This is a genomic window from Streptomyces sp. NPDC001880, from assembly GCF_053594575.1.
Window position 1 is genome coordinate 131,783 of the sequence record NZ_JBSFET010000002.1, and the last position, 18,309, is coordinate 150,091.

18 protein-coding genes and 1 pseudogene are annotated in these 18,309 nt (G+C 69.8%); 11 read left to right on the plus strand and 8 right to left on the minus strand.

Annotation, left to right across the window (positions count from 1 at the left end):
• Window positions 1-68 precede the first annotated feature (68 nt).
• Window positions 69-578, plus strand: coding sequence for a sigma-70 family RNA polymerase sigma factor (locus ACWCQ6_RS02095; RefSeq protein WP_451084848.1), 510 nt, complete (start codon window positions 69-71; stop codon window positions 576-578).
• Window positions 575-1,267 (plus strand): anti-sigma factor family protein, encoded by a 693-nt coding sequence (locus ACWCQ6_RS02100; protein ID WP_451084849.1) that lies wholly within the window; start codon window positions 575-577, stop codon window positions 1,265-1,267. The genes ACWCQ6_RS02095 and ACWCQ6_RS02100 overlap by 4 nt, the downstream gene beginning before the upstream one ends.
• Window positions 1,268-1,537: 270 nt before the next feature.
• Here the strand turns inward: ACWCQ6_RS02100 and ACWCQ6_RS02105 are convergent, their stop codons facing one another.
• Window positions 1,538-1,972: a VOC family protein gene (locus ACWCQ6_RS02105; protein ID WP_451084850.1), complete on the minus strand. Its 435-nt coding sequence runs from the start codon at window positions 1,970-1,972 to the stop codon at window positions 1,538-1,540.
• A 455-nt stretch (window positions 1,973-2,427) separates the two neighbouring features.
• On the opposite strand from ACWCQ6_RS02105, the gene ACWCQ6_RS02110 reads away from it, so the two are divergent.
• Window positions 2,428-3,456, plus strand: a complete 1,029-nt coding sequence (locus tag ACWCQ6_RS02110) for an SGNH/GDSL hydrolase family protein (protein WP_451084851.1) — start codon at window positions 2,428-2,430, stop codon at window positions 3,454-3,456.
• A gap of 89 nt (window positions 3,457-3,545) precedes the next feature.
• Here ACWCQ6_RS02110 and ACWCQ6_RS02115 read toward each other — a convergent pair.
• Window positions 3,546-3,644 (minus strand): annotated as a pseudogene (locus ACWCQ6_RS02115) (IS5/IS1182 family transposase); the annotation flags it as partial.
• A gap of 86 nt (window positions 3,645-3,730) precedes the next feature.
• Between ACWCQ6_RS02115 and ACWCQ6_RS02120 the strand changes: the two are divergent.
• Window positions 3,731-4,384: a class I SAM-dependent methyltransferase gene (locus tag ACWCQ6_RS02120; RefSeq protein WP_451084852.1), complete on the plus strand. Its 654-nt coding sequence runs from the start codon at window positions 3,731-3,733 to the stop codon at window positions 4,382-4,384.
• 242 nt (window positions 4,385-4,626) lie between these two features.
• Entirely contained in the window at window positions 4,627-5,481 is an 855-nt protein-coding gene (locus ACWCQ6_RS02125; RefSeq protein ID WP_451084853.1) for an alpha/beta fold hydrolase, read from the plus strand.
• Between the two features lie 103 nt (window positions 5,482-5,584).
• Here the strand turns inward: ACWCQ6_RS02125 and ACWCQ6_RS02130 are convergent, their stop codons facing one another.
• Both ACWCQ6_RS02130 and ACWCQ6_RS02135 read right to left on the minus strand, forming a co-directional pair.
• Entirely contained in the window at window positions 5,585-5,770 is a 186-nt protein-coding gene (locus ACWCQ6_RS02130; RefSeq protein ID WP_451084854.1) for a DUF397 domain-containing protein, read from the minus strand.
• On the minus strand, window positions 5,767-6,654 hold the full coding sequence (locus ACWCQ6_RS02135; protein WP_451084855.1) for a DUF5753 domain-containing protein: 888 nt from the start codon (window positions 6,652-6,654) through the stop codon (window positions 5,767-5,769). Before ACWCQ6_RS02135 ends, ACWCQ6_RS02130 begins: the two co-directional genes overlap by 4 nt.
• A 239-nt stretch (window positions 6,655-6,893) precedes the next feature.
• Between ACWCQ6_RS02135 and ACWCQ6_RS02140 the strand changes: the two genes are divergently transcribed.
• Complete coding sequence (locus tag ACWCQ6_RS02140) at window positions 6,894-7,382, plus strand: ATP-binding protein (RefSeq protein ID WP_451084856.1); 489 nt, start codon at window positions 6,894-6,896, stop codon at window positions 7,380-7,382.
• Here ACWCQ6_RS02140 and ACWCQ6_RS02145 read toward each other — a convergent pair.
• The 3 genes from ACWCQ6_RS02145 to pdhA are packed head-to-tail and all read right to left on the minus strand — an operon-like array spanning window position 7,369 to window position 10,962.
• Window positions 7,369-8,787 (minus strand): dihydrolipoamide acetyltransferase family protein, encoded by a 1,419-nt coding sequence (locus tag ACWCQ6_RS02145; protein WP_451084857.1) that lies wholly within the window; start codon window positions 8,785-8,787, stop codon window positions 7,369-7,371. The genes ACWCQ6_RS02140 and ACWCQ6_RS02145 overlap by 14 nt on opposite strands.
• A 10-nt stretch (window positions 8,788-8,797) precedes the next feature.
• Entirely contained in the window at window positions 8,798-9,778 is a 981-nt protein-coding gene (locus tag ACWCQ6_RS02150; RefSeq protein WP_451084858.1) for an alpha-ketoacid dehydrogenase subunit beta, read from the minus strand.
• 2 nt (window positions 9,779-9,780) lie between these two features.
• The gene (pdhA, locus tag ACWCQ6_RS02155; RefSeq protein ID WP_451084859.1) at window positions 9,781-10,962 is read right to left on the minus strand and encodes a pyruvate dehydrogenase (acetyl-transferring) E1 component subunit alpha; all 1,182 of its coding nucleotides are present in this window, start codon (window positions 10,960-10,962) and stop codon (window positions 9,781-9,783) included.
• A gap of 340 nt (window positions 10,963-11,302) precedes the next feature.
• On the opposite strand from pdhA, the gene ACWCQ6_RS02160 reads away from it, so the two are divergent.
• From ACWCQ6_RS02160 to ACWCQ6_RS02170, 3 genes are all read left to right on the plus strand, one after another.
• Entirely contained in the window at window positions 11,303-11,962 is a 660-nt protein-coding gene (locus ACWCQ6_RS02160; protein WP_451084860.1) for a response regulator, read from the plus strand.
• 142 nt (window positions 11,963-12,104) lie between these two features.
• On the plus strand, window positions 12,105-12,578 hold the full coding sequence (locus tag ACWCQ6_RS02165; protein WP_451084861.1) for a pyridoxamine 5'-phosphate oxidase family protein: 474 nt from the start codon (window positions 12,105-12,107) through the stop codon (window positions 12,576-12,578).
• A 159-nt stretch (window positions 12,579-12,737) separates the two neighbouring features.
• A complete protein-coding gene (locus ACWCQ6_RS02170) occupies window positions 12,738-13,739 on the plus strand; it encodes a phosphotransferase (RefSeq protein ID WP_451084945.1) in 1,002 nt (333 codons plus the stop codon).
• A 92-nt stretch (window positions 13,740-13,831) separates the two neighbouring features.
• On the opposite strand, the gene ACWCQ6_RS02175 is transcribed toward ACWCQ6_RS02170, so the two are convergent.
• Window positions 13,832-15,466: a protein kinase domain-containing protein gene (locus ACWCQ6_RS02175; protein ID WP_451084862.1), complete on the minus strand. Its 1,635-nt coding sequence runs from the start codon at window positions 15,464-15,466 to the stop codon at window positions 13,832-13,834.
• Between the two features lie 293 nt (window positions 15,467-15,759).
• Between ACWCQ6_RS02175 and ACWCQ6_RS02180 the strand changes: the two genes are divergently transcribed.
• Window positions 15,760-17,403, plus strand: coding sequence for a protein kinase domain-containing protein (locus ACWCQ6_RS02180; RefSeq protein ID WP_451084863.1), 1,644 nt, complete (start codon window positions 15,760-15,762; stop codon window positions 17,401-17,403).
• 147 nt (window positions 17,404-17,550) lie between these two features.
• Complete coding sequence (locus tag ACWCQ6_RS02185; RefSeq protein WP_451084864.1) at window positions 17,551-18,288, plus strand: hypothetical protein; 738 nt, start codon at window positions 17,551-17,553, stop codon at window positions 18,286-18,288.
• The last annotated feature ends 21 nt before the right edge of the window (window positions 18,289-18,309 follow it).

The window sequence follows — 18,309 nt, forward strand, 5'->3', positions numbered from 1 at the left end:
CCACCGCCTGCAGTTCGGGCCCGACGATGCTCCGAGCGACCCCAGCCTGCGAGATGAGGACATCGAGCGTGACGCCGGACGAGCAGTTGATGACTGCGCTGTACACCGAGCACCACGATGTGCTGCTCTCCTTCGTGCGCAGGTACGTACGCAGCCCTGAGCAGGCGGAGGACGTCGTACAGGAGACGCTGCTGCGGGCGTGGCGCGGCATCAGCAAGACCGAGCCGCGCCACGTCACCATGCGCTCCTATCTCTTCACGATCGCCCGCAATGTGCTCACCGACAGCTGGCGCGCTGAACAACGGCGCCCGGAACCGCTCTACGACGACGAGGCACTCGCGGCCGTGCCTTCGGCCGATGATGTGGAGGCGGCACTGGAGGGGCACGTGATTGCCGCAGCGCTGGAACGCCTGTCCAGCGAGCATCGTGACGTGATCCAGGCGCTGTACTTTGAGGGGCTGACCGTCGCCGAGTCCGCGTCACGGCTCACGATCCCGGAGGGAACGGTCAAGTCCCGCGCCTACTACGCCGTACGCAACCTGCGCGCAGCCTTTGAGGAAATGGGAGTTCTGCGGTGAGCACCGACCACGATGACGTGCGCATGTTGATCGGCGCGTATGTGCTGGGTGGTCTCGGCGAGACCGACCGCCGCGTCCTGGAGTCCCACCTGCCCACGTGCCAGGAATGCCGTGACGAGCTCGCACTCTCGGCCCCACTGCCCGGTCTGCTCCGCCGCGCCCCGGGCATGCCCGCGCCCCGTCCCCCGGCTGCGCGCGAGTCCGGCACCGATGCGGCGCCCCCGGCTTCGCCGGCCCGGCTCGACCACCTGCTGGAGCAGGTCCGCGCCGCCGATGTCACGCGCAGGCGCCGGACTCGTCGGCAGTGGCTGATGCTGGCTGCGGCCTTCATCGTGGTTGCCGGACTCGGGCTGGGGGCGATGCTGCCGTTCCGGGAGTCGACCGGCCCGTCCACGGCCTTCACCTCGGCCGCCGGGTACTCCGTGTCCGGCCGCGCCACGCTCACGACCAAGCCCTGGGGCACCGCGGTGAGCGTCACCCTGGCCGACCTGCCCGCAGGAGCACCAGGCCCCTTCGTCCTCCAGGTCTCCTCGATGGACGGCCGCACGGAGCAGGCGGCCACCTGGGGGATCACTCCCAGCGGCAGCGTCACCGTGACGGGGGCGAGTGCCCTGCACATCCCCGACATCCGGTCCGTCTCCGTGATGGACCACGCGGGACGCATGGTCGCCACGACCCGGCCACTCTGACCCGCCCCGGCCCGACCACTCAGACGCGCCCCGACCACCATCCCGCGGTCCGCTCAACTGCCGGGCCCACGGGACGGTTCCGGCTGCCCCGGCGCGGCGCGACACGCCGCTGACGGGTGGAGGCCGCGTCGGCGGCGCGGATGAGTGTCTGGACCGGATAGGCGCCGGGCAGGTGGCCGACAGGGCACAGGCCCCCTTGCCGATGCCGTCCAGGCTGCGGGAGCGCAGGATGCGGCCGTCGGGCGTGGTCGCCTTGATCGAGAACCAGGCTCAGTCGAGACAGAACTCGTTGCCCTCGATGTCCTGCATGTTGATGCAGGACTCGTTCTTGTCATCGGCGTACAGCACGTTCACGCACACCGCGCCGAGCGCGACCAGCCGATCACGTTCGGCCTCAAGCGCGGCCAGTCGCTCCGCACCCACGAGCCCGGTGCCGACCCGCACATCGAGATGCACCCGGTTCTTGGCGACCTTGCCCTCGGGAACGCGCTGGAAATACATGCGCGGCCCCTCACCCGTGGGATCGGAGCACACGAACCATGCACCCCGCTCCTCGGGCGGCAGCGAGTCGTTGTAGGCGTCCCAGGAGTCGAACCCCTCCGGTACCGGCGGTGCGACGTACCCCAACACCTCGCACCAGAAGCGGGCGACACGCTCGGGGTCCGCGCAGTCGAAGGTGACCTGGATCTTCTTGACCGATGCCATCGGGCCACCCTAGCAGCGGGCCCTTGACGTCCAATTCCGTGTGAACATAGGCATGTTGACCGTTGACGACGTCCGTACCGGCCAAGCGTGCGGATGCGGCAGCGTAGGCCACGAAACCCATTTTCGACGACCGCTCCTCTGTACGGCATGCCCGGCTGCGTGCCGAACGCCTCTGCCCCTTCAGCGCACGGCCACGCTGCCGGGTCCGCGCGGTTGCCGGGCAGGCTCCTCCTCTTTCGGGCCAGGTTCACATCCGAACTCGTCGGACGTACCTCCTCAACGCCCTTGCTGAGCGGGCGGGATGAACACACGTAAGGGGTTGTCCAGGAACGCCGGGTTCCGGTCGCGCCCATCGAATCACCATCACCCTCTGCGCATGTTTGAATACGGAGCGTTCCAGTTGGCCGGCCTCTCCTCGTGGGCCTCGACGAAAGGGCACATCCATGTCTTCGGCCATGCGTAAAACGACGAAAACTCCGGTGGCGCGGCGGCTGGCTGCCGCGGCCGTCGCACTGGGCGGCTGCCTGGCGCTTGCCGGCCCGGCGGGCAACGCCGGCGCGGCGCCCGCCGATCCCGTACCGACCGTCTTCTTCGGCGACTCCTACACCGCCAACTTCGGCATCGCTCCCTTCAACCAGGACAGCAAGAGGGACTTCTGCTTCCAGGCGAAGGAGAACTACCCCGCCGTCGCCACCCGCCGCCTCGCGGACAAGGGCATCACGCTCGATGTCCAGTCGGACGTCTCCTGCGGAGGCGCCCTCGTCCACCACTTCTGGGAGGAACAGGAGCTGCTGCTCGGCATGACGGTCCCGCGGCAGCAGGACGCGCTCAAGTACGACACCCAGCTGGCTGTGGGAAGCATGGGCGGCAACACGCTGGGCTTCAACCGCATCCTGAAGCAGTGTTCCGACAAGCTCCGGACGGAGGGCGTTCTGCTGCCGGGGGAGCCGGTGGACAAGGACAAGCCGGCCGCCACGTGCGGTGAGTTCTTCGAGTCCGGGGACGGGAAGCAGTGGCTGGACGGCCGGTTCGAGCAGGTCGGGTGGGACCTGGAGGAGTTGCTCGACCGCATCGGCTACTTCGCCCCCGACGCCAAGCGCGTCCTGGCCGGCTATCCCCGGCTCGTGCCCGAGGACACCACCAAGTGCCTGACCGCGGCGCCCGGTCAGACGCAGCTGCCGTTCGCCGACATCCCCCAGGACGCCCTGCCGGTCCTGGACCAGATCCAGAAGCGGCTGAACGACGTCATGAAGAAGGCCGCCGCCGACGCCGAAGGCGGCGCCGACTTCGTCGACCTCTACGCCCACACCGGCGGCAACACGGCATGCGACGGCGCCGACCGGGGCATCGGGGGCCTGCTGGAGGACTCCCAGGTCGCGCTCGGCGACTACAAGCTCCCCTGGTACGCGCACCCCAATGACAAGGGCCGCGACATCCAGGCCGAACAGGTGGCCGCCACGGTCGAGCAGATCCTCAACCGGTAGGAGGGCACACAGCCCCGCTGGTCATCCAACGACGCAAGGGTCTGCACGCGGACAAGGTGCAGGTGGTGGACTGAGGTCTGGAACCTCGGTCATCTGCGGCTCCAGATGAGGATGGCGGCAAGGTGTGGCGCGGCCCGATAGGCGATGGCGAGCTCTTCGGTTCGCATGGCCAGGCCGCGCCACTGCTCCCCGACAGCCACTGAACGACCTGGCACCGGCCTCTGTCCTCGGCTCCCCGAAGGACAGAGGCCGGCTTTGCCGGAAGGGAATCATCTTGCCCGCGCAACACGACATCGCCGCCGAGACCGAACTGTGGGACGCCTACGCCGCCTCCGCCTTCAAGGACGACCTGGAGCCGGTCTTCTGCTGGACCCAGTACGCCGGTCACGGACCCGGCCCGGAATTGCTCGGCACCCCGCGTTCAGTACTGGAGATCGGCTGCGGCACCGGCCGCGCTCTCGCCCACCTAGCTCAGCTGGGTATCGCCGCCCGGGGCATCGACTTGTCCCCGGTCATGGTCGAGAAGACCTCCACGAGATGGTCAGACAGCGGCGCGGAGTTCGTGTGCGCGGAGGTCCTGGGTCACCTGAACGAGCGCGGGGACACGTACGACGCCGTCTACTCCATCTTCGGAGCCGCCTGGTTCACCGACCCGGCCCGCCTCTTCCCGCTCGTCCGTCAACGCCTCACCCCCGGCGGTGTCTTCGTCTTCTCGCAGCCACCGGCCATCCCCGGCGCGTACGGACCGCAGGGCATGTACAAGGGCGGTTTCGCGGGCAGGGCGATGTTCACCTACCGCTACAGCTATCGCCCCACCGTATGGGAGCGCCTGCTCACCCGCGCCGGGTTCGCCACGGCCGACGCGCGAGTGCTGGACGCCCCCCGTCCCGGGCACATCGGAACACTGCTCGTGCACGCGGTCGCCTAGCCCGGGCGTTCCGGGTCAGCCCGACCGGACCAGCCCGTCCTGGAAGGCATCCCAGGCCGCCGGGCCGAGAACGATGACGGGGCCGTACTTGACGAACGCAACGCGGACCCCGAGACCGAAGCACATTACCGACCTCGACGCCGCGCGTTACAGGACGCCCTGTCAGCGTCTGGAATCGCCGTTGAGGTTCCCCTCTTGAACCTTGATCTTGCCCTATAAATCGTTCTGTTGGAGGCTGAGGCATGCAGAATCTGCCGACATTCGTTTTTGTTCATGGGGCCTTCGCGAATTCGTTCACGTTCGCGCCGCTGCAGGCCGAGCTCGCCCTACTCGGGCACCGCTCGGTCGCGGTCGACCTTCCGGGGCACGGATTCGAGGCGACCTTCCCCGCGGCCTACCAGGCTCCCCAGGATCTCGACGCCCTCGCCGCAGAACCGGGGAGCATCAAGGGCGTCACGCTCGCCGACAACGCCGCCCGCGTGATCGAAGTCCTCGAACGGGCCAAGCGGAACGGGCCCACCATCCTCGTCGCCCACAGCCGGGGCGGCATCACGACCACCGCCGTCGCCAACGCCCGGCCCGAGCTGATCGACCGGATCGTTTACGTCGCCGCCTGGTGCCCCGTCGATCTGGACGTGAGCGGCTATCACGCCCAGCCGGAGATGGCGGACGTCGACGCGGGAGCCTTCGCTGCCACACTCGTCGGGAACCCGGCCGAACTCGGTCTGCTCCGGACCAACTTCCGCACCGCCGACCCGGCGGCGCTCGCCGCGTTCAAGCGAGCGTCCGCCGCCGACCTCACCGATGACGAGTTCCGGACCTTCCTGAACACCTTCCAGCCCGATGAGAACCTCGACATCGGTACGTCCGCCGACCGGGCACAGGCCACGACCTGGGGCCGGATTCCCAAAACCTATGTGCGCCTGGCCGCCGATGCCAGCCTTCCGCTCGCCGTGCAGGACCGCATGATTCGCGAAGCCGACGCGCTCACACCCGACAACCCCTTCGACGTCCGGACACTTGAGGGGAGCCACCTGCGCTGGCTCGTCCACCCGAAGACCGCCGCCGAGCTACTCGCAACCCTCGCAGCGCGCTGACACTCCACGAGGCGCTTGGCGGTGATTCACTGCGGCACGGAAACACAGCCCGAAGGCCAGCGAGCAGCGACCCCTGCAACAGGCGCCAGCCGGGCGGGCCGAGTCAGTCCGACGACCGGACCAGCCCGGCCTGGAAGGCGTCCCAGGCGGCGGGGCCGAGAACGATGACGGGGCCGTCGGGCCGCTTGGAGTCGCGGACGGCGACAGTACGGGGGATGTTGCGGGCCACTTCGACGCACTCGCCGTTCGGCTCGCTGTAACTGGACTTCCTGAAGCGGAACTCGGTCACTCGATCATCCCCTTGGCAATGCTCTCCATGACCCGCAGCGAGTCGTACGGTGACAGGCTGGTGGCGCAGGTGCGCGCGAACAACTCAGTGTAAGCGGCGCTCTCTTCGGCCCCCTCGACCCAGTTGGTGGAGCGCAGTCCGTCCATGTGCACCACGTCCAGAGCACCGGACTCGACGAACGAAAGGATGTTGAAGGGCCCTCCACCGCAGGAATGCACCCCTGCCCTGAATGGAAGCACCTGCACGTCGATGTTCGGCATCTCGGCCAGTGAGCGCAGATGCTCAAGCTGCTGCCGCATGACCTGTGGGCCGCCGATCATCTGTCGCAGTGCCGCCTCCCAGATCACCGCGTGTACTCGTAGCGGGTTGTCGCCATGCAGGCGCCGCTGGCGGCGTACTCGCACGTCGACCAGACGCTCCACCTCGTCGATCCGGTCGGGCGAGACAGCCGCGACCGAGAGGGCCCTCATGTACTCGGGCGTCTGAAACAAGCCTGGGATCAGAGCGAGTTGCCACGTACGCAACCTGAGAGCCACATCCTCCATGGCGATGTACTCGCGAAGGCTCCCTTGCGTCAGCGATGTGGCCCACCAGCCCTTTGCCTTCCGCCGTTCTCGGTCCAGTTTGGCCAGTCGAAGCAGAGCATCCACCGTGTCCGGACTGTCAACTCCGTACGCCGCGCACAGGGCCACGACGTCAGGGTCCCGGAACGGAACCCAGCCATGCTCCATCTTGGCGATCTTGGCCGCCTGAGCGCTGAGTGCCTGCGCGGCCTGCGTCTGGTTCAGTCCGGCGGCTTCCCTGAAGCCCAGCAGCTGACTGCCCAACTGACGTGCAAGGACCGTGGACACGCGGTTCCCCATGTCTGCGCGCGGCTTCGACACGGCTCGACACCTCCTGTTGTCGGAGACAGTCTCCAGCCAGCAGGTGGAACCCCACAATCACCCTGATGGGGAAAATTATCTCCGAGATGTTGTGCGGCATGACTCGGATCGCTACGTTCGGCACACAGCCGCTCGCACAGCGGAATCAGTTGGCGGAAGTGCACCGCCCTGCCCCGCGCCGGAACCGGCGCCCCGCAGGTGCGGCATCGCCACCGCCCGCACCCGAGGAGTTCGTGCTCATGTCCGCAACTCAAGAGGCCCCCGAACCCGTTCTCCGCGAGGACCGGCTCGACTACACCCCCACCGCGCGCAGCATCTCCCTGTGCCGTCGCCGCGCCGCCCGGCTCGTCCTCCAGTGGGGCCATCCGGAGCTGGCCGGCGACGCGTCCCTGCTGGTCAACGAGTTGGCGACCAACGCACTGCTGCACGGCGCCATCGAGGGCCGCCTCTTCCGCGTGCACCTCGCGCTCACCGCGACCACGCTCCGCATCGCGGTGAGCGACGCACGCGGGGAGCGGCTGCCCGGTGTGCGGGAGGCCGGGGACGACGAGTGCTACGGGCGGGGGCTCCTGATCGTCGCGCGGCTCGCGGACCGGTGGGGCGTCGAGCCGCGCACCGTCGGCAAGACCGTGTTCGCCGAACTCGCCGTGCGGCAGCGGCCGGACATGCCGATGGGCCCGCGCGAAGTCGTTCGCGCGGGCCCATCTCGTACAGCTACGCCCAGGTGATCAGCCGCTTCGGCTGCTCCAGGATCGCGGCGACGTCCGCCAGGACCTTGGAGCCGAGCTCGCCGTCGACCAGGCGGTGGTCGAACGACAGGGCCAGCGTGGTGACCTGACGGGGCTTCACCTTGCCCTTGTGCACCCACGGCTGGAGCTTGATCGCACCGACCGCGAGGATCGCGGACTCGCCCGGGTTCAGGATCGGCGTGCCCGTGTCGACGCCGAAGACACCGACGTTGGTGATGGTCACCGTGCCGCCCGCCATCGCGGCCGGGGAGGTCTTGCCGTCCCGCGCCGTGGAGACCAACTCGCCCAGGGACGCGGCCAGCTGCGGGAGCGTCTGCTCGTGCGCGTCCTTGATGTTCGGCACGATCAGTCCGCGCGGGGTCGCGGCGGCGATGCCCAGGTTGACGTAGTGCTTCTGCACGATCTCCTGGTTCGCCTCGTCCCAGGCGGCGTTGATGCCCGGGTTCCGCTTGATCGCGACCAGGAGGGCCTTGGCGATGATCAGGAGCGGGTTGACCCGCACCCCCGCCATGTCCTTGTCCTCCTTGAGCTCCGCCACCAGCTTCATCGTGCGCGTCACGTCGACGGTCACGAACTCGGTGACATGCGGAGCCGTGAAGGCGCTGCCGACCATCGCCTGGGCGATGGCCTTCCGTACGCCCTTGACCGGGATACGGGTCTCGCGGGCGCCCACCGTGGCGACGACGGCCGGAGCCGGGGCCTCGGGAGCGGCCTCGGCCGCCACCGGAGCGGCGGCGGCGACGGGCGCCGGGGCCTGTGCGGGTACGGGCGCGGCAGCCGCGCGCACGTCCTCGCGGGTGATGATCCCGTCCTTGCCGGTCGGGACGACCGTCGCCAGGTCGATGCCCAGGTCCTTGGCCAGCTTGCGGACCGGCGGCTTGGCCAGCGGCCGGCTCTCCGGGACCACGGGGCCGTGGCCGTTCATCTCGCCCTGGATCGCCGCCGCGGCAGCGGGCACCGCCGTCGTGGCGCCCTTGCGGGCACGCCGCTTGGTCGAGCTCTCGGAGACGCCGTACCCGACCAGGACCGGCTGACGGCCCTTGGGAGCCTCCGGCTCCGACGGCTCCGCGGCCGGCGCGGCGACCGGCGCCGGCGCCGCGTCACCGCTGCCCGGTGCCACGTCCACCGCGATGATCACCTGGCCGACGTCGACGGTCGTGCCCTCGGGGAAGCGCAGTTCGTGCACCACCCCGTCGAACGGGATCGGCAGCTCGACGGCCGCCTTCGCCGTCTCGACCTCGCACACGACCTGGCCGTCGGTGACGGTGTCGCCGGGCTGGACGTACCACTTGAGGATCTCGGCCTCGGTGAGTCCCTCGCCCACGTCGGGCATCTTGAACTCACGGAAGCGAGCAGCGTTGGCAGTGTCGGTCATCGTTGTCACGTCCCAGTCCTCAGTACGCCAGCGAGCGGTCGACGGCGTCGAGCACACGGTCGAGACCCGGCAGGTACTCGTCCTCCAGCCGCGCCGGCGGGTACGGGGCGTGGTAGCCGCCGACCCGCAGCACCGGTGCTTCCAGGTGGTAGAAGCAGCGCTCGGTGATCCGGGCGGCGATCTCGGCGCCGGAGCCGTAGAACACCGGGGCCTCGTGGACCACGACGAGCCGGCCGGTCTTCTCGACCGAGGTCTGGATGGCGTCGAAGTCGATCGGGGAGATCGAGCGCAGGTCCAGGACCTCGATCGACTTGCCCTCCTCCTCGGCGGCCGCGGCCGCCTCCAGGCAGACCTTCACCATCGGGCCGTACGCGAGGAGCGTGAGGTCGGTGCCGGTGCGGGCCACCGAGGCCCGGTGCAGCGGACCGGGGATGGAGTCGGTCTCGACCTCGCCCTTGTCCCAGTAGCGGCGCTTCGGCTCGAAGAAGATGACCGGGTCGTCGCTCTGGACGGCCTGCTGCATCATCCAGTAGGCGTCGCTCGCGTTCGACGGCGAGACCACCTTCAACCCCGCGACGTGCGCGAACAGGGCCTCGGGCGACTCGCTGTGGTGCTCGACGGCGCCGATGCCGCCGCCGTACGGGATACGGACGACGACCGGCAGCTTGATCTTGCCGAGCGCGCGGGCGTGCATCTTGGCGAGCTGCGTGACGATCTGGTCGTACGCGGGGAAGACGAAGCCGTCGAACTGGATCTCCACGACGGGCCGGTAGCCGCGCAGGGCCAGGCCGATCGCCGTGCCGACGATGCCGGACTCGGCGAGCGGGGTGTCGATCACCCGGTCCTCGCCGAAGTCCTTCTGGAGCCCGTCGGTGATCCGGAAGACCCCGCCGAGCTTGCCGACGTCCTCACCCATGATGAGGACCTTGGGGTCGGTGTCGAGGGCCTTGCGCAGCGACTCGTTGAGAGCCTTCGCAATGGACATCTTTTCCATGGCCATGGCTACTTGCTCTCCTCGGCGGTGTCTGCGAACGATGCCTGGTAGGCGGCGAACTGGGTGCGCTCCTCGTCGACGAGCGGGTTCCCGTCGGCGTAGACGTGGTCGAAGACCGCCATCGGGTCCGGGTCGGGCATCGCCCGTACCGCCTCGCGCACCCGCTTGCCGAGGGCCTCGCTCTCCTCGTCCAGCGCGGTGAAGAACGCCTCGTCGGCGGCGCCCTCCTTCTCCAGGTACGTGCGCAGCCGCAGGATCGGGTCCTTGGCCTCCCAGGAGGCGCGCTCCTCGTCCGCCCGGTACTTCGTCGGGTCGTCGGAGGTGGTGTGCGCGCCCATCCGGTAGGTGAACGCCTCGACGAGGGTGGGGCCCTCACCCCGGCGGGCCCGCTCCAGCGCCGACCTGGTGACGGCCAGGCAGGCGAGTACGTCATTGCCGTCGACCCGGACACCGGGGAAGCCGAAGCCCTGCGCGCGCTGGTAGAGCGGGACGCGGGTCTGCTTCTCGGTCGGCTCGGAGATCGCCCACTGGTTGTTCTGGCAGAAGAAGACGACCGGGGCGTTGTAGACCGCGGAGAAGGTGAAGGACTCGGCGACGTCTCCCTGGCTGGAGGCGCCGTCGCCGAAGTACGCGATCACAGCCGAGTCCGCGCCGTCCTTGGCGACGCCCATGGCGTAGCCGGTGGCGTGCAGGGTCTGCGAGCCGATGACGATCGTGTACAGGTGGAAGTTGTTGCTGTTCGGGTCCCAGCCACCGTGGTTCACGCCGCGGAACATCCCGAGCAGATTGGTCGGGTCGACACCCCTGCACCAGGCGACGCCGTGCTCGCGGTACGTCGGGAAGACGTAGTCGTCGTCGCGCAGCGCCCGGCCGGAGCCGATCTGGGCTGCCTCCTGGCCGAGCAGCGACGCCCACAGGCCCAGCTCGCCCTGGCGCTGCAGGGCGGTGGCCTCGGCGTCGAAGCGGCGGGTCAGGACCATGTCCCGGTACAGACCGCGCAGCTCCTCCGCGGTCAGGTCGATCGAATAGTCCGGATGCTCCACCCGCTCGCCCTCGGGCGTCAGCAGCTGTACGAGCTCGGGCTCGGAATTCTGCGGCGTCTTCGCGGACCTCTTCGCGGTCGTTTTCACGGCGCTGGTCCGCTTGCTGCTGCGTCGCGGTTTGCGCGCGGCAGTGCTCTCCACGGTCACGTGCGTGCTCCTCCGTCGGTCCGGCCCCCGGGGTCTGCCGGGAAGCCAGTGCGGCTCGCCTGGGTCCGGACCCGTGCACGGGGTGGGTGCCGCTCGGTCCGGGAACAGGCGTGACAGGTGCCCCGGCGAGCGCCCTGTCAAAAGCACGTTACCCAGTACGCCGCATAACTGCGAAACCCCATCTGACCTGCGATTTTGCTTGGATTTCCAAGTAAATCGAGAAAATCGGGAACTCTCGCTGGTCACAGCACTGGTAACAGCCTTGCAGGCCGCCGGAACAACGGCACGTTATCCCGCCGTTCGGCGGCAGGGAAGAGGCGAGTGTGTGAGACTGCGTTTTGTGCGTGAACAAGGAAAAATCACCGTTTTTCTGTTGGACGACCATGAAGTCGTCCGACGCGGGGTCCATGAATTGCTCTCGTCCGAGGACGACATCGAGGTCGTCGGCGAGGCCGGCACCGCGGCGGACGCTCTGGTCCGTATCCCCGCGACCCGGCCCGATGTGGCGGTGCTCGACGTACGGCTGCCGGACGGGAGCGGAGTGGAGGTCTGCCGGGAGGTCCGCTCCCGGGACGAGAACATCAAATGCCTGATGCTCACCTCGTACGCCGACGACGAGGCGCTCTTCGACGCGATCATGGCCGGTGCGTCGGGTTACGTACTGAAGGCGATCCGGGGCAACGAACTGCTGAACGCGGTACGCGACGTGGCGGCCGGAAGGTCGTTGCTGGACCCGGTGGCGACCGCCCGGGTGCTGGAGCGGCTGCGCGACGGCAAGAAGGGCCGGGGCGAGGACAAGCTCGCCGCTCTCACCGACCAGGAGCGCAAGATCCTCGACCTGATCGGCGAGGGGCTGACGAACCGGGTGATCGGCGAGCGGCTGCACCTCGCCGAGAAGACCATCAAGAATTACGTCTCCAGTCTGCTCGCCAAGCTGGGCATGGAGCGGCGTTCGCAGGCCGCCGCGTACGTGGCAAGGCTGCAGGCGGAGAAGCGCTGAGCGCCGCACCCGGGCGACCGGGACGACGCGGGAGCAGGGACGAAGGGGCCGCACGCCCCGGCGGACTTCGGGACTTTGGTCCCGGAGCAACCGGGGCCGCGGCCTCTTTCCGCGCCCCCGCGGGTGACGGAGAGTGGAGGTCATGTCCTCCGAGGAACTCCAGGCGATCGATCTGCTCCGCCGCGTCCGGTACGGTCGGCTGGCGACGAGCATGCGGGCCCTGCCCTTTCTGTCGGTGGCCCGCCACGTCGTGATCGACGGTCGCGTGGTCCTGCGGATGCACAGCGGTTTCGGGTACCACAACGCATGCGACGGCACGGTCGTGGCGTACGGCGCGGACAACTTCAGCACCTTCGGCGCGGGCGGCACCGGTCCGAGCGGCGACGGTTCGGGCGGCGACGGTTCGGGCGGCGACGGCGATCTGTGGGCCGTGCAGTTCACCGGCACCGCCGAGATCGTGCACCCGGTGCCCGGCCAGCGCGCGCTGTTCGGCGACGCTCCCGCCCGGGTGAACGGCGAGCCCTTCGACCCGGCGTACCTCCGAATCGAACCGCACTTCATCTCCGTGCACACTCTGGACTTCGACGCAAGTCAGCCGACCGGCAACACAGCGTGATCTAACATCTGGTGAGTGCCGCGCTCATTTGTCACCCTTCCGCCCGGTCCGTCGGCCGTCGAGGTGCTGTTCCCGTCCGTGCCCGCTCCGCCCGTGTCCCCGGTGGACGAGGTGCACCTCCTGTCCGTGCCCCGGCCGCCCGTGCCTCCGGTGGACGAGGTGCTGCGCCGCTATCCGGACGCCGGTGAACCGCTGAGCTGCAAGCCCATCACCAAGGGCCTGCTCAACCACGGCTACCGCGTCTCCACCACCCGCGGCTCCTACTTCCTCAAGCACCACCTCGACGACTCCACCGGCGACCGCGCCACGATCGTCCGCCAGCACCGCGCCACGCAGCGGCTCCAGTCGCTGGGTGTGCCCGTCGCCCCGCCCGTGCAGGACACCGAGGGTGACACGGTCACGGAGATCGGCGGCCGGTGCTATGCCCTGCACCCGTGGGTGGACGGGCTGCACCGGGCGGGCGCCCAGCTCAGCACGGCCCAGTCGGAGCGGCTCGGGGCGCTTCTCGGGGCGGTGCACACCGGGCTCGAACAGGTCATGGGCGCGGGCACCGGGCTCGCGCACCGCTCCGTCGGGTCCGTCGGGTACCGGAGCCCCGACCCCGCCGACACCTTCGCGTTGATCGACGACCTGCTGACGGCCGCGCGCCGGCGCCGCCCCCGGGACGCCTTCGACGAACTGGCCGAGCACCGTCTCCTGGAGCGGCGCACCCTGCTGGAACAGCACGCCGACCGCAGACCCCCCACCCCCGGCGCCCCGGCCACCGGCTGGGTGCACGGCGACTTCCACCCGCTGAACGTCCTGTACCGGGGCGGCGACCCGGTCGCGATCCTCGACTGGGACCGGCTGGGGGTCCAGCCGCGGGCGGAGGAGGCGGTCCGGGCCGCGGCGATCTTCTTCGTGCTGCCGGCCGGGAAGCTGGAGCTGGAGAAGGTCCGGGCGTACGCGCGGGCCTACCGGCGGGCGGCCGGGGCACAGGAGGCGGAACTGGCCGCCGCGGTGCACCGGGTGTGGTGGGAGCGGCTCAACGACTTCTGGATACTGCGCTGGCGGTACTGCCTGCACGACCGGAGGGCCGACCCGCAGTTCCCTGCGGTGTCGGCCCTGGCGGTCTGGTGGACGCGCGAGTACGAGACGGTGTGCGAGGCGTTCACGGGCTGATTCCGCCCGTGGACGGCCGGGTCATTGCCGGGGCGGAACCGGGGCCGGGTCGGAACCGGGTCGGGGCCCGGCCGTCGCCGGTTCGTTGCCGGTCAGGGGATGGTGCCCGCCGCGGCTCCGGCGGTTCCGGACGTACCGGTGCCCGTACCGCCGTTGTCCGTCCCCGTACCGCCGTTGTCCGTACCGGTGCCGCCGTTGTCGGTACCGGTACCGCCGTTGTCCGTACCGGTGCCGCCGTTGTCGGTGCCCGTACCGCCGTTGTCCGTACCCGTACCGCCGTTGTCGGTGCCCGTACCGCCGTTGTCCGTACCCGTACCGCCGTCTGTCGGGGTGGACGGCTGGTCCGTCGCCGGTTCCGAGGGCTGGGTCGGAGGGGTCGACGGGGCGTAGGTCTGCGGCGGCGGGGTGTCCTGCTGGTTGCCCGTGGAATTCTCCGGCACCTGGGTCTCCTCGCTCTGCTCGTCGCTCGGCGCGGACGGGCTCTTCGACGGGGACGGCGAAGTGGAGACCTTGTCGGGCTTCTTCTCGTGCTTCGAGCCGGTGTCCTGCGCGGCGTTGACCGCGATGGCGACACCCGCCCCGATCGCGATCAGCGCGAGCACCACGAACAGCCACAGCTTGCCGCGTCCGCCACCACCCTGGTGCCCGCCCTCGTAGCCACCGTCGTCGGGGTTCATCGGCGGCAGGATCGGGCCCTGCGAGGTGTCCCCGTGCGACGGGTGCCCCATCGCCATCGTGGCCCCGGTGACGCCCATGGCGGGGGTGTGCCCGCCCTCGTGCATCGCGACCGGGCCGGTGTTCCACGTACCGGTGTGGCCGCCCTGCACCTGAAGCATCTGGAGGCCGTACTGGACCAGGCCGCGCATCTCCTCGGCGCTCTGGAACCGGTCGTCCGGGTCCTTCGCGAGGGAGCGCATGACCAGCCCGTCCAGCTCCGGCGGCACCGCGTCCAGGACATTGGACGGCGGGACCGGAATGTCCTGGACGTGCTGGTACACGACCGACAGCGGTGTCTCGCCCGTGAACGGGGGCCGCAGCGCCAGGAGCTCGTACAGCAGGCAGCCGGTCGCATAGAGGTCGGAGCGGTGGTCGACGGCCTTGCCCAGCGCCTGCTCGGGGGAGAGGTACTGCGGCGTGCCCATGACCATGCCGGTCTGGGTCATCGTCGACTGCGCGCCGTGCAGCGCGCGGGCGATGCCGAAGTCCATCACCTTGACCGCGCCGGAGTTGGTGATGATCACGTTGGCCGGCTTGATGTCGCGGTGCACGATGCCGTGCTGGTGCGAGTACGCCAGTGCTTCGAGCACGCCGGAGACGATGATCAGCGCCTGCTCGGGCGGCGGGGCCTCGGCACTGATCAGCAGATCGCGGATGGTGCGGCCCTCGACCAGCTCCATCACGATGTAGGGGACGGTCTGCCCGCCCACGACGTCCTCGCCGGAGTCGTACACGGCGACGATCGCATGGTGGTTGAGTCCGGCGACCGACTGTGCCTCGCGCGTGAACCGGGCCTTGGAGACCGGGTCCTCGGCGAGATCGGAACGCAGGAGCTTCACTGCGACGGTACGTCCGAGCCTGACGTCCTCGGCCGCGAAAACCTCCGCCATTCCGCCCCGGCCGAGGCGGTGGGTCATCCGGTAGCGTCCGTCACCGACGACGCCGCCGATGCCCCAGGAGTCGGTGCCATCCGATACTCCGCCGCCGTTTGCTTCGGAATCGGGTGCCATCAGTCCTCGCCGTCGTATCTGTCCGCGCGTCCGCGGGTTCTCACGGTGTCCAGCTGCATTGCCACGTCACGCTACAGCCTCTTCAGGGCACACCTTTCCGAGAGGGACCGGTTATCCAACCGCCCGGCGTGCCGTCCACGCAAATTTCATGCGGTTCCTGTAACGCTTCCGAGACGCTTCTTGTGCGCAGGGTCACGGAACGGGCACCTGGCTTGACGTGTCGTACCCCTCGGGCAGACTTGGCGCGTAATGAGGATGATCGCGCGAGCAGCGCGCCGAGGGGGAAGCAAGTCATGAGCCAGGACGGCGCACACGGCGCACACGGCGCTCAGGGTCGCTACGCCGGCGGTTCGCTCGCCGGCGGGCGCTACCAGCTTCGCGACCTGCTCGGCGAGGGCGGGATGGCGTCCGTATACCTGGCGTACGACACCGCCCTGGACCGCCAGGTCGCAATCAAGACATTGCACACGGAGCTGGGGCGCGAGCAGTCCTTCCGTGAGCGGTTCCGGCGCGAGGCGCAGGCCGTGGCCAAACTGCAGCACACCAACATCGTCTCGGTCTTCGACACCGGCGAGGACGAGCTCGGCGGCGCGCTGATGCCGTACATCGTCATGGAGTACGTGGAGGGGCAGCCGCTCGGCTCCGTGCTCCAGGCGGACATCCAGAACCACGGCGCGATGCCGGCCGACCGGGCGCTGAAGGTGACGGCCGACGTACTGGCGGCGCTGGACACCAGTCACGAGATGGGCCTGGTTCACCGCGACATCAAGCCCGGCAACGTGATGGTGACCAAGCGCGGCGTCGTGAAGGTCATGGACTTCGGCATCGCCCGCGCCATGCAGTCGGGGGTCACGTCGATGACGCAGACCGGCATGGTGGTCGGCACCCCGCAGTACCTCTCCCCCGAGCAGGCCCTGGGCCGCGGGGTGGACGCCCGATCCGACCTGTACTCGGTCGGCATCATGCTGTTCCAGCTGCTGACCGGGCGGATCCCCTTCGACGCGGACTCCCCGCTGGCCATCGCGTACGCACACGTCCAGGAGGAGCCGGTCGTACCCTCCACCATCAACCGGTCGATCACCCCGGCGATGGACGCGCTGATCGCCCGCGCACTGAAGAAGAACCCGAACGAACGTTTCCCCAGCGCGGCGGCGATGCAGGACGAGATCGCCCGCGTGCTGGCCGCGAGCGGCACCACGGGCGCGCCGGTGATCGTCTCGGGCGGCGGCACCCCGGCGAACAGCGGCTCAGGCGTCGGCGCGACGGTCTTCCCGCCGGTCGACCAGTCCGGCGCGACGCCCCAGGGCGTCCAGACGCCGTACCAGCCGGGCCCGTACCAGTCGGGCGCGTACGGCCCGTCGGCCCCGGCCCCCGCACCGGCACCTTCGTACGGCTACCCGCAGGCGGCCCAGCCGTACCAGAACCAGCCCCCGGTGCAGCAGACCCCGCCGCCCTACACGCTCTCGCCGCAGACGCAGACGCAGTCGCACTCCGGCTCGGGCGGCGGCTCGAAGCGGAACATGCCGCTGATCGTGGGCTCGATCGTGGTGGCCCTGATCGCGATCGGCGGTCTGATCACGGTGCTCTCGCTGAAGGACGCCGACTCCAAGGGCGGCACGACCGCGAACGAGTCACCGGGCGCGAGCGAGCACAAGGATCCGGAGCGGAACCGGACGATGGACACGGAGGACTGCACGGACGCGCTGGAGGACGGCGACGACCCGGAGAAGGTGAGCGCGCCGAAGTTCTTGTACAAGGACTTTCTCTCCGCGAAGGCGTGCGCGGACGAGGCCGGCTGGACCGTCAAGAAGGTCAAGGTCCCGGGGAACGCGTACGCGGAGGATCAGGTCATCGACCAGTTCCCGTCGGCCGGCACCGCCGTGGACAAGGTCGGCGCCCACTTCGAACTGCGCGTCGCGACGGGCGACCCGGCCTGAGTCCGGGGCCGTCGCGTACGAGTGAGGGCCGCGTACGAGTAAGGGCCGCACCCCGGGGTGCGGCGCATCCGAGATGCCGGACATATCGTCACATGTGACGCTGAGCCCATGGCTTCAGGACATCTCCCCTCACGGCCCACGAGGTGTGTGGCCTCCCTCATATTGACGGCGGGTGCGGCGCTGGGGGCCGCGGCGGGAGAGGCGCAGGCCGGACAGGGCTCGTCCGGTCGGCCGGCGGGCCCGCTCAGCTCCCCGGTGACGCCGCCCGCGCACACTCCGACCGGAGCCACCGTCCGGCCCTCCGGCGTCCCCGGCGCCGATCCGTCGGCCACGAAACCGGCCACCCCTTCGGCCGAACCCTCGGCCATACCCACGACTGGTCCCCCGGACGGCGGACCGGCCGCCCCTGCACCTCCGAGGCCCCCGTCCCCCTCCGTCCCGGCCTCCGGCTCCCCCTCCGACTCGGCATCGGCCTCGCCCTCGGCCTCGGCCTCGGCCTCGGCCTCGCCCTCCCACACACCTCAGTCGGACTCCGCCCCCGGCTCCGACGAGGAGCCGCCGAGGGCCGCGGTGCAGTCCCCGCTCGCCGGGCGTGAGGCCGGGGAGGGGCGGTTGCGCCCCGGGCGGCGGCTCTCGCCGTGGGAGCTCGCGCACGCGGACAGCACGCTCCCGCAGCCCGACGCACCCCCCGCACCGACCGATCCGGGGCCGGCGCCTGCCGCGACGCCCGGGGCGAGCGCCTCTCCCGGAACCGACCGGCTCTCGCCGCAGGCCCTGGACGCACCGACCGTACAGCGGGTGAAGCAGGTGTCGCTGGGCGCGGGAATCACGCTGATAGGAGTGGGGCTGGGCTTCCTGGCGTTCCGCATGCGTCGCTCGGGCTGAGCCGCCCCCGCGCGTTCCACG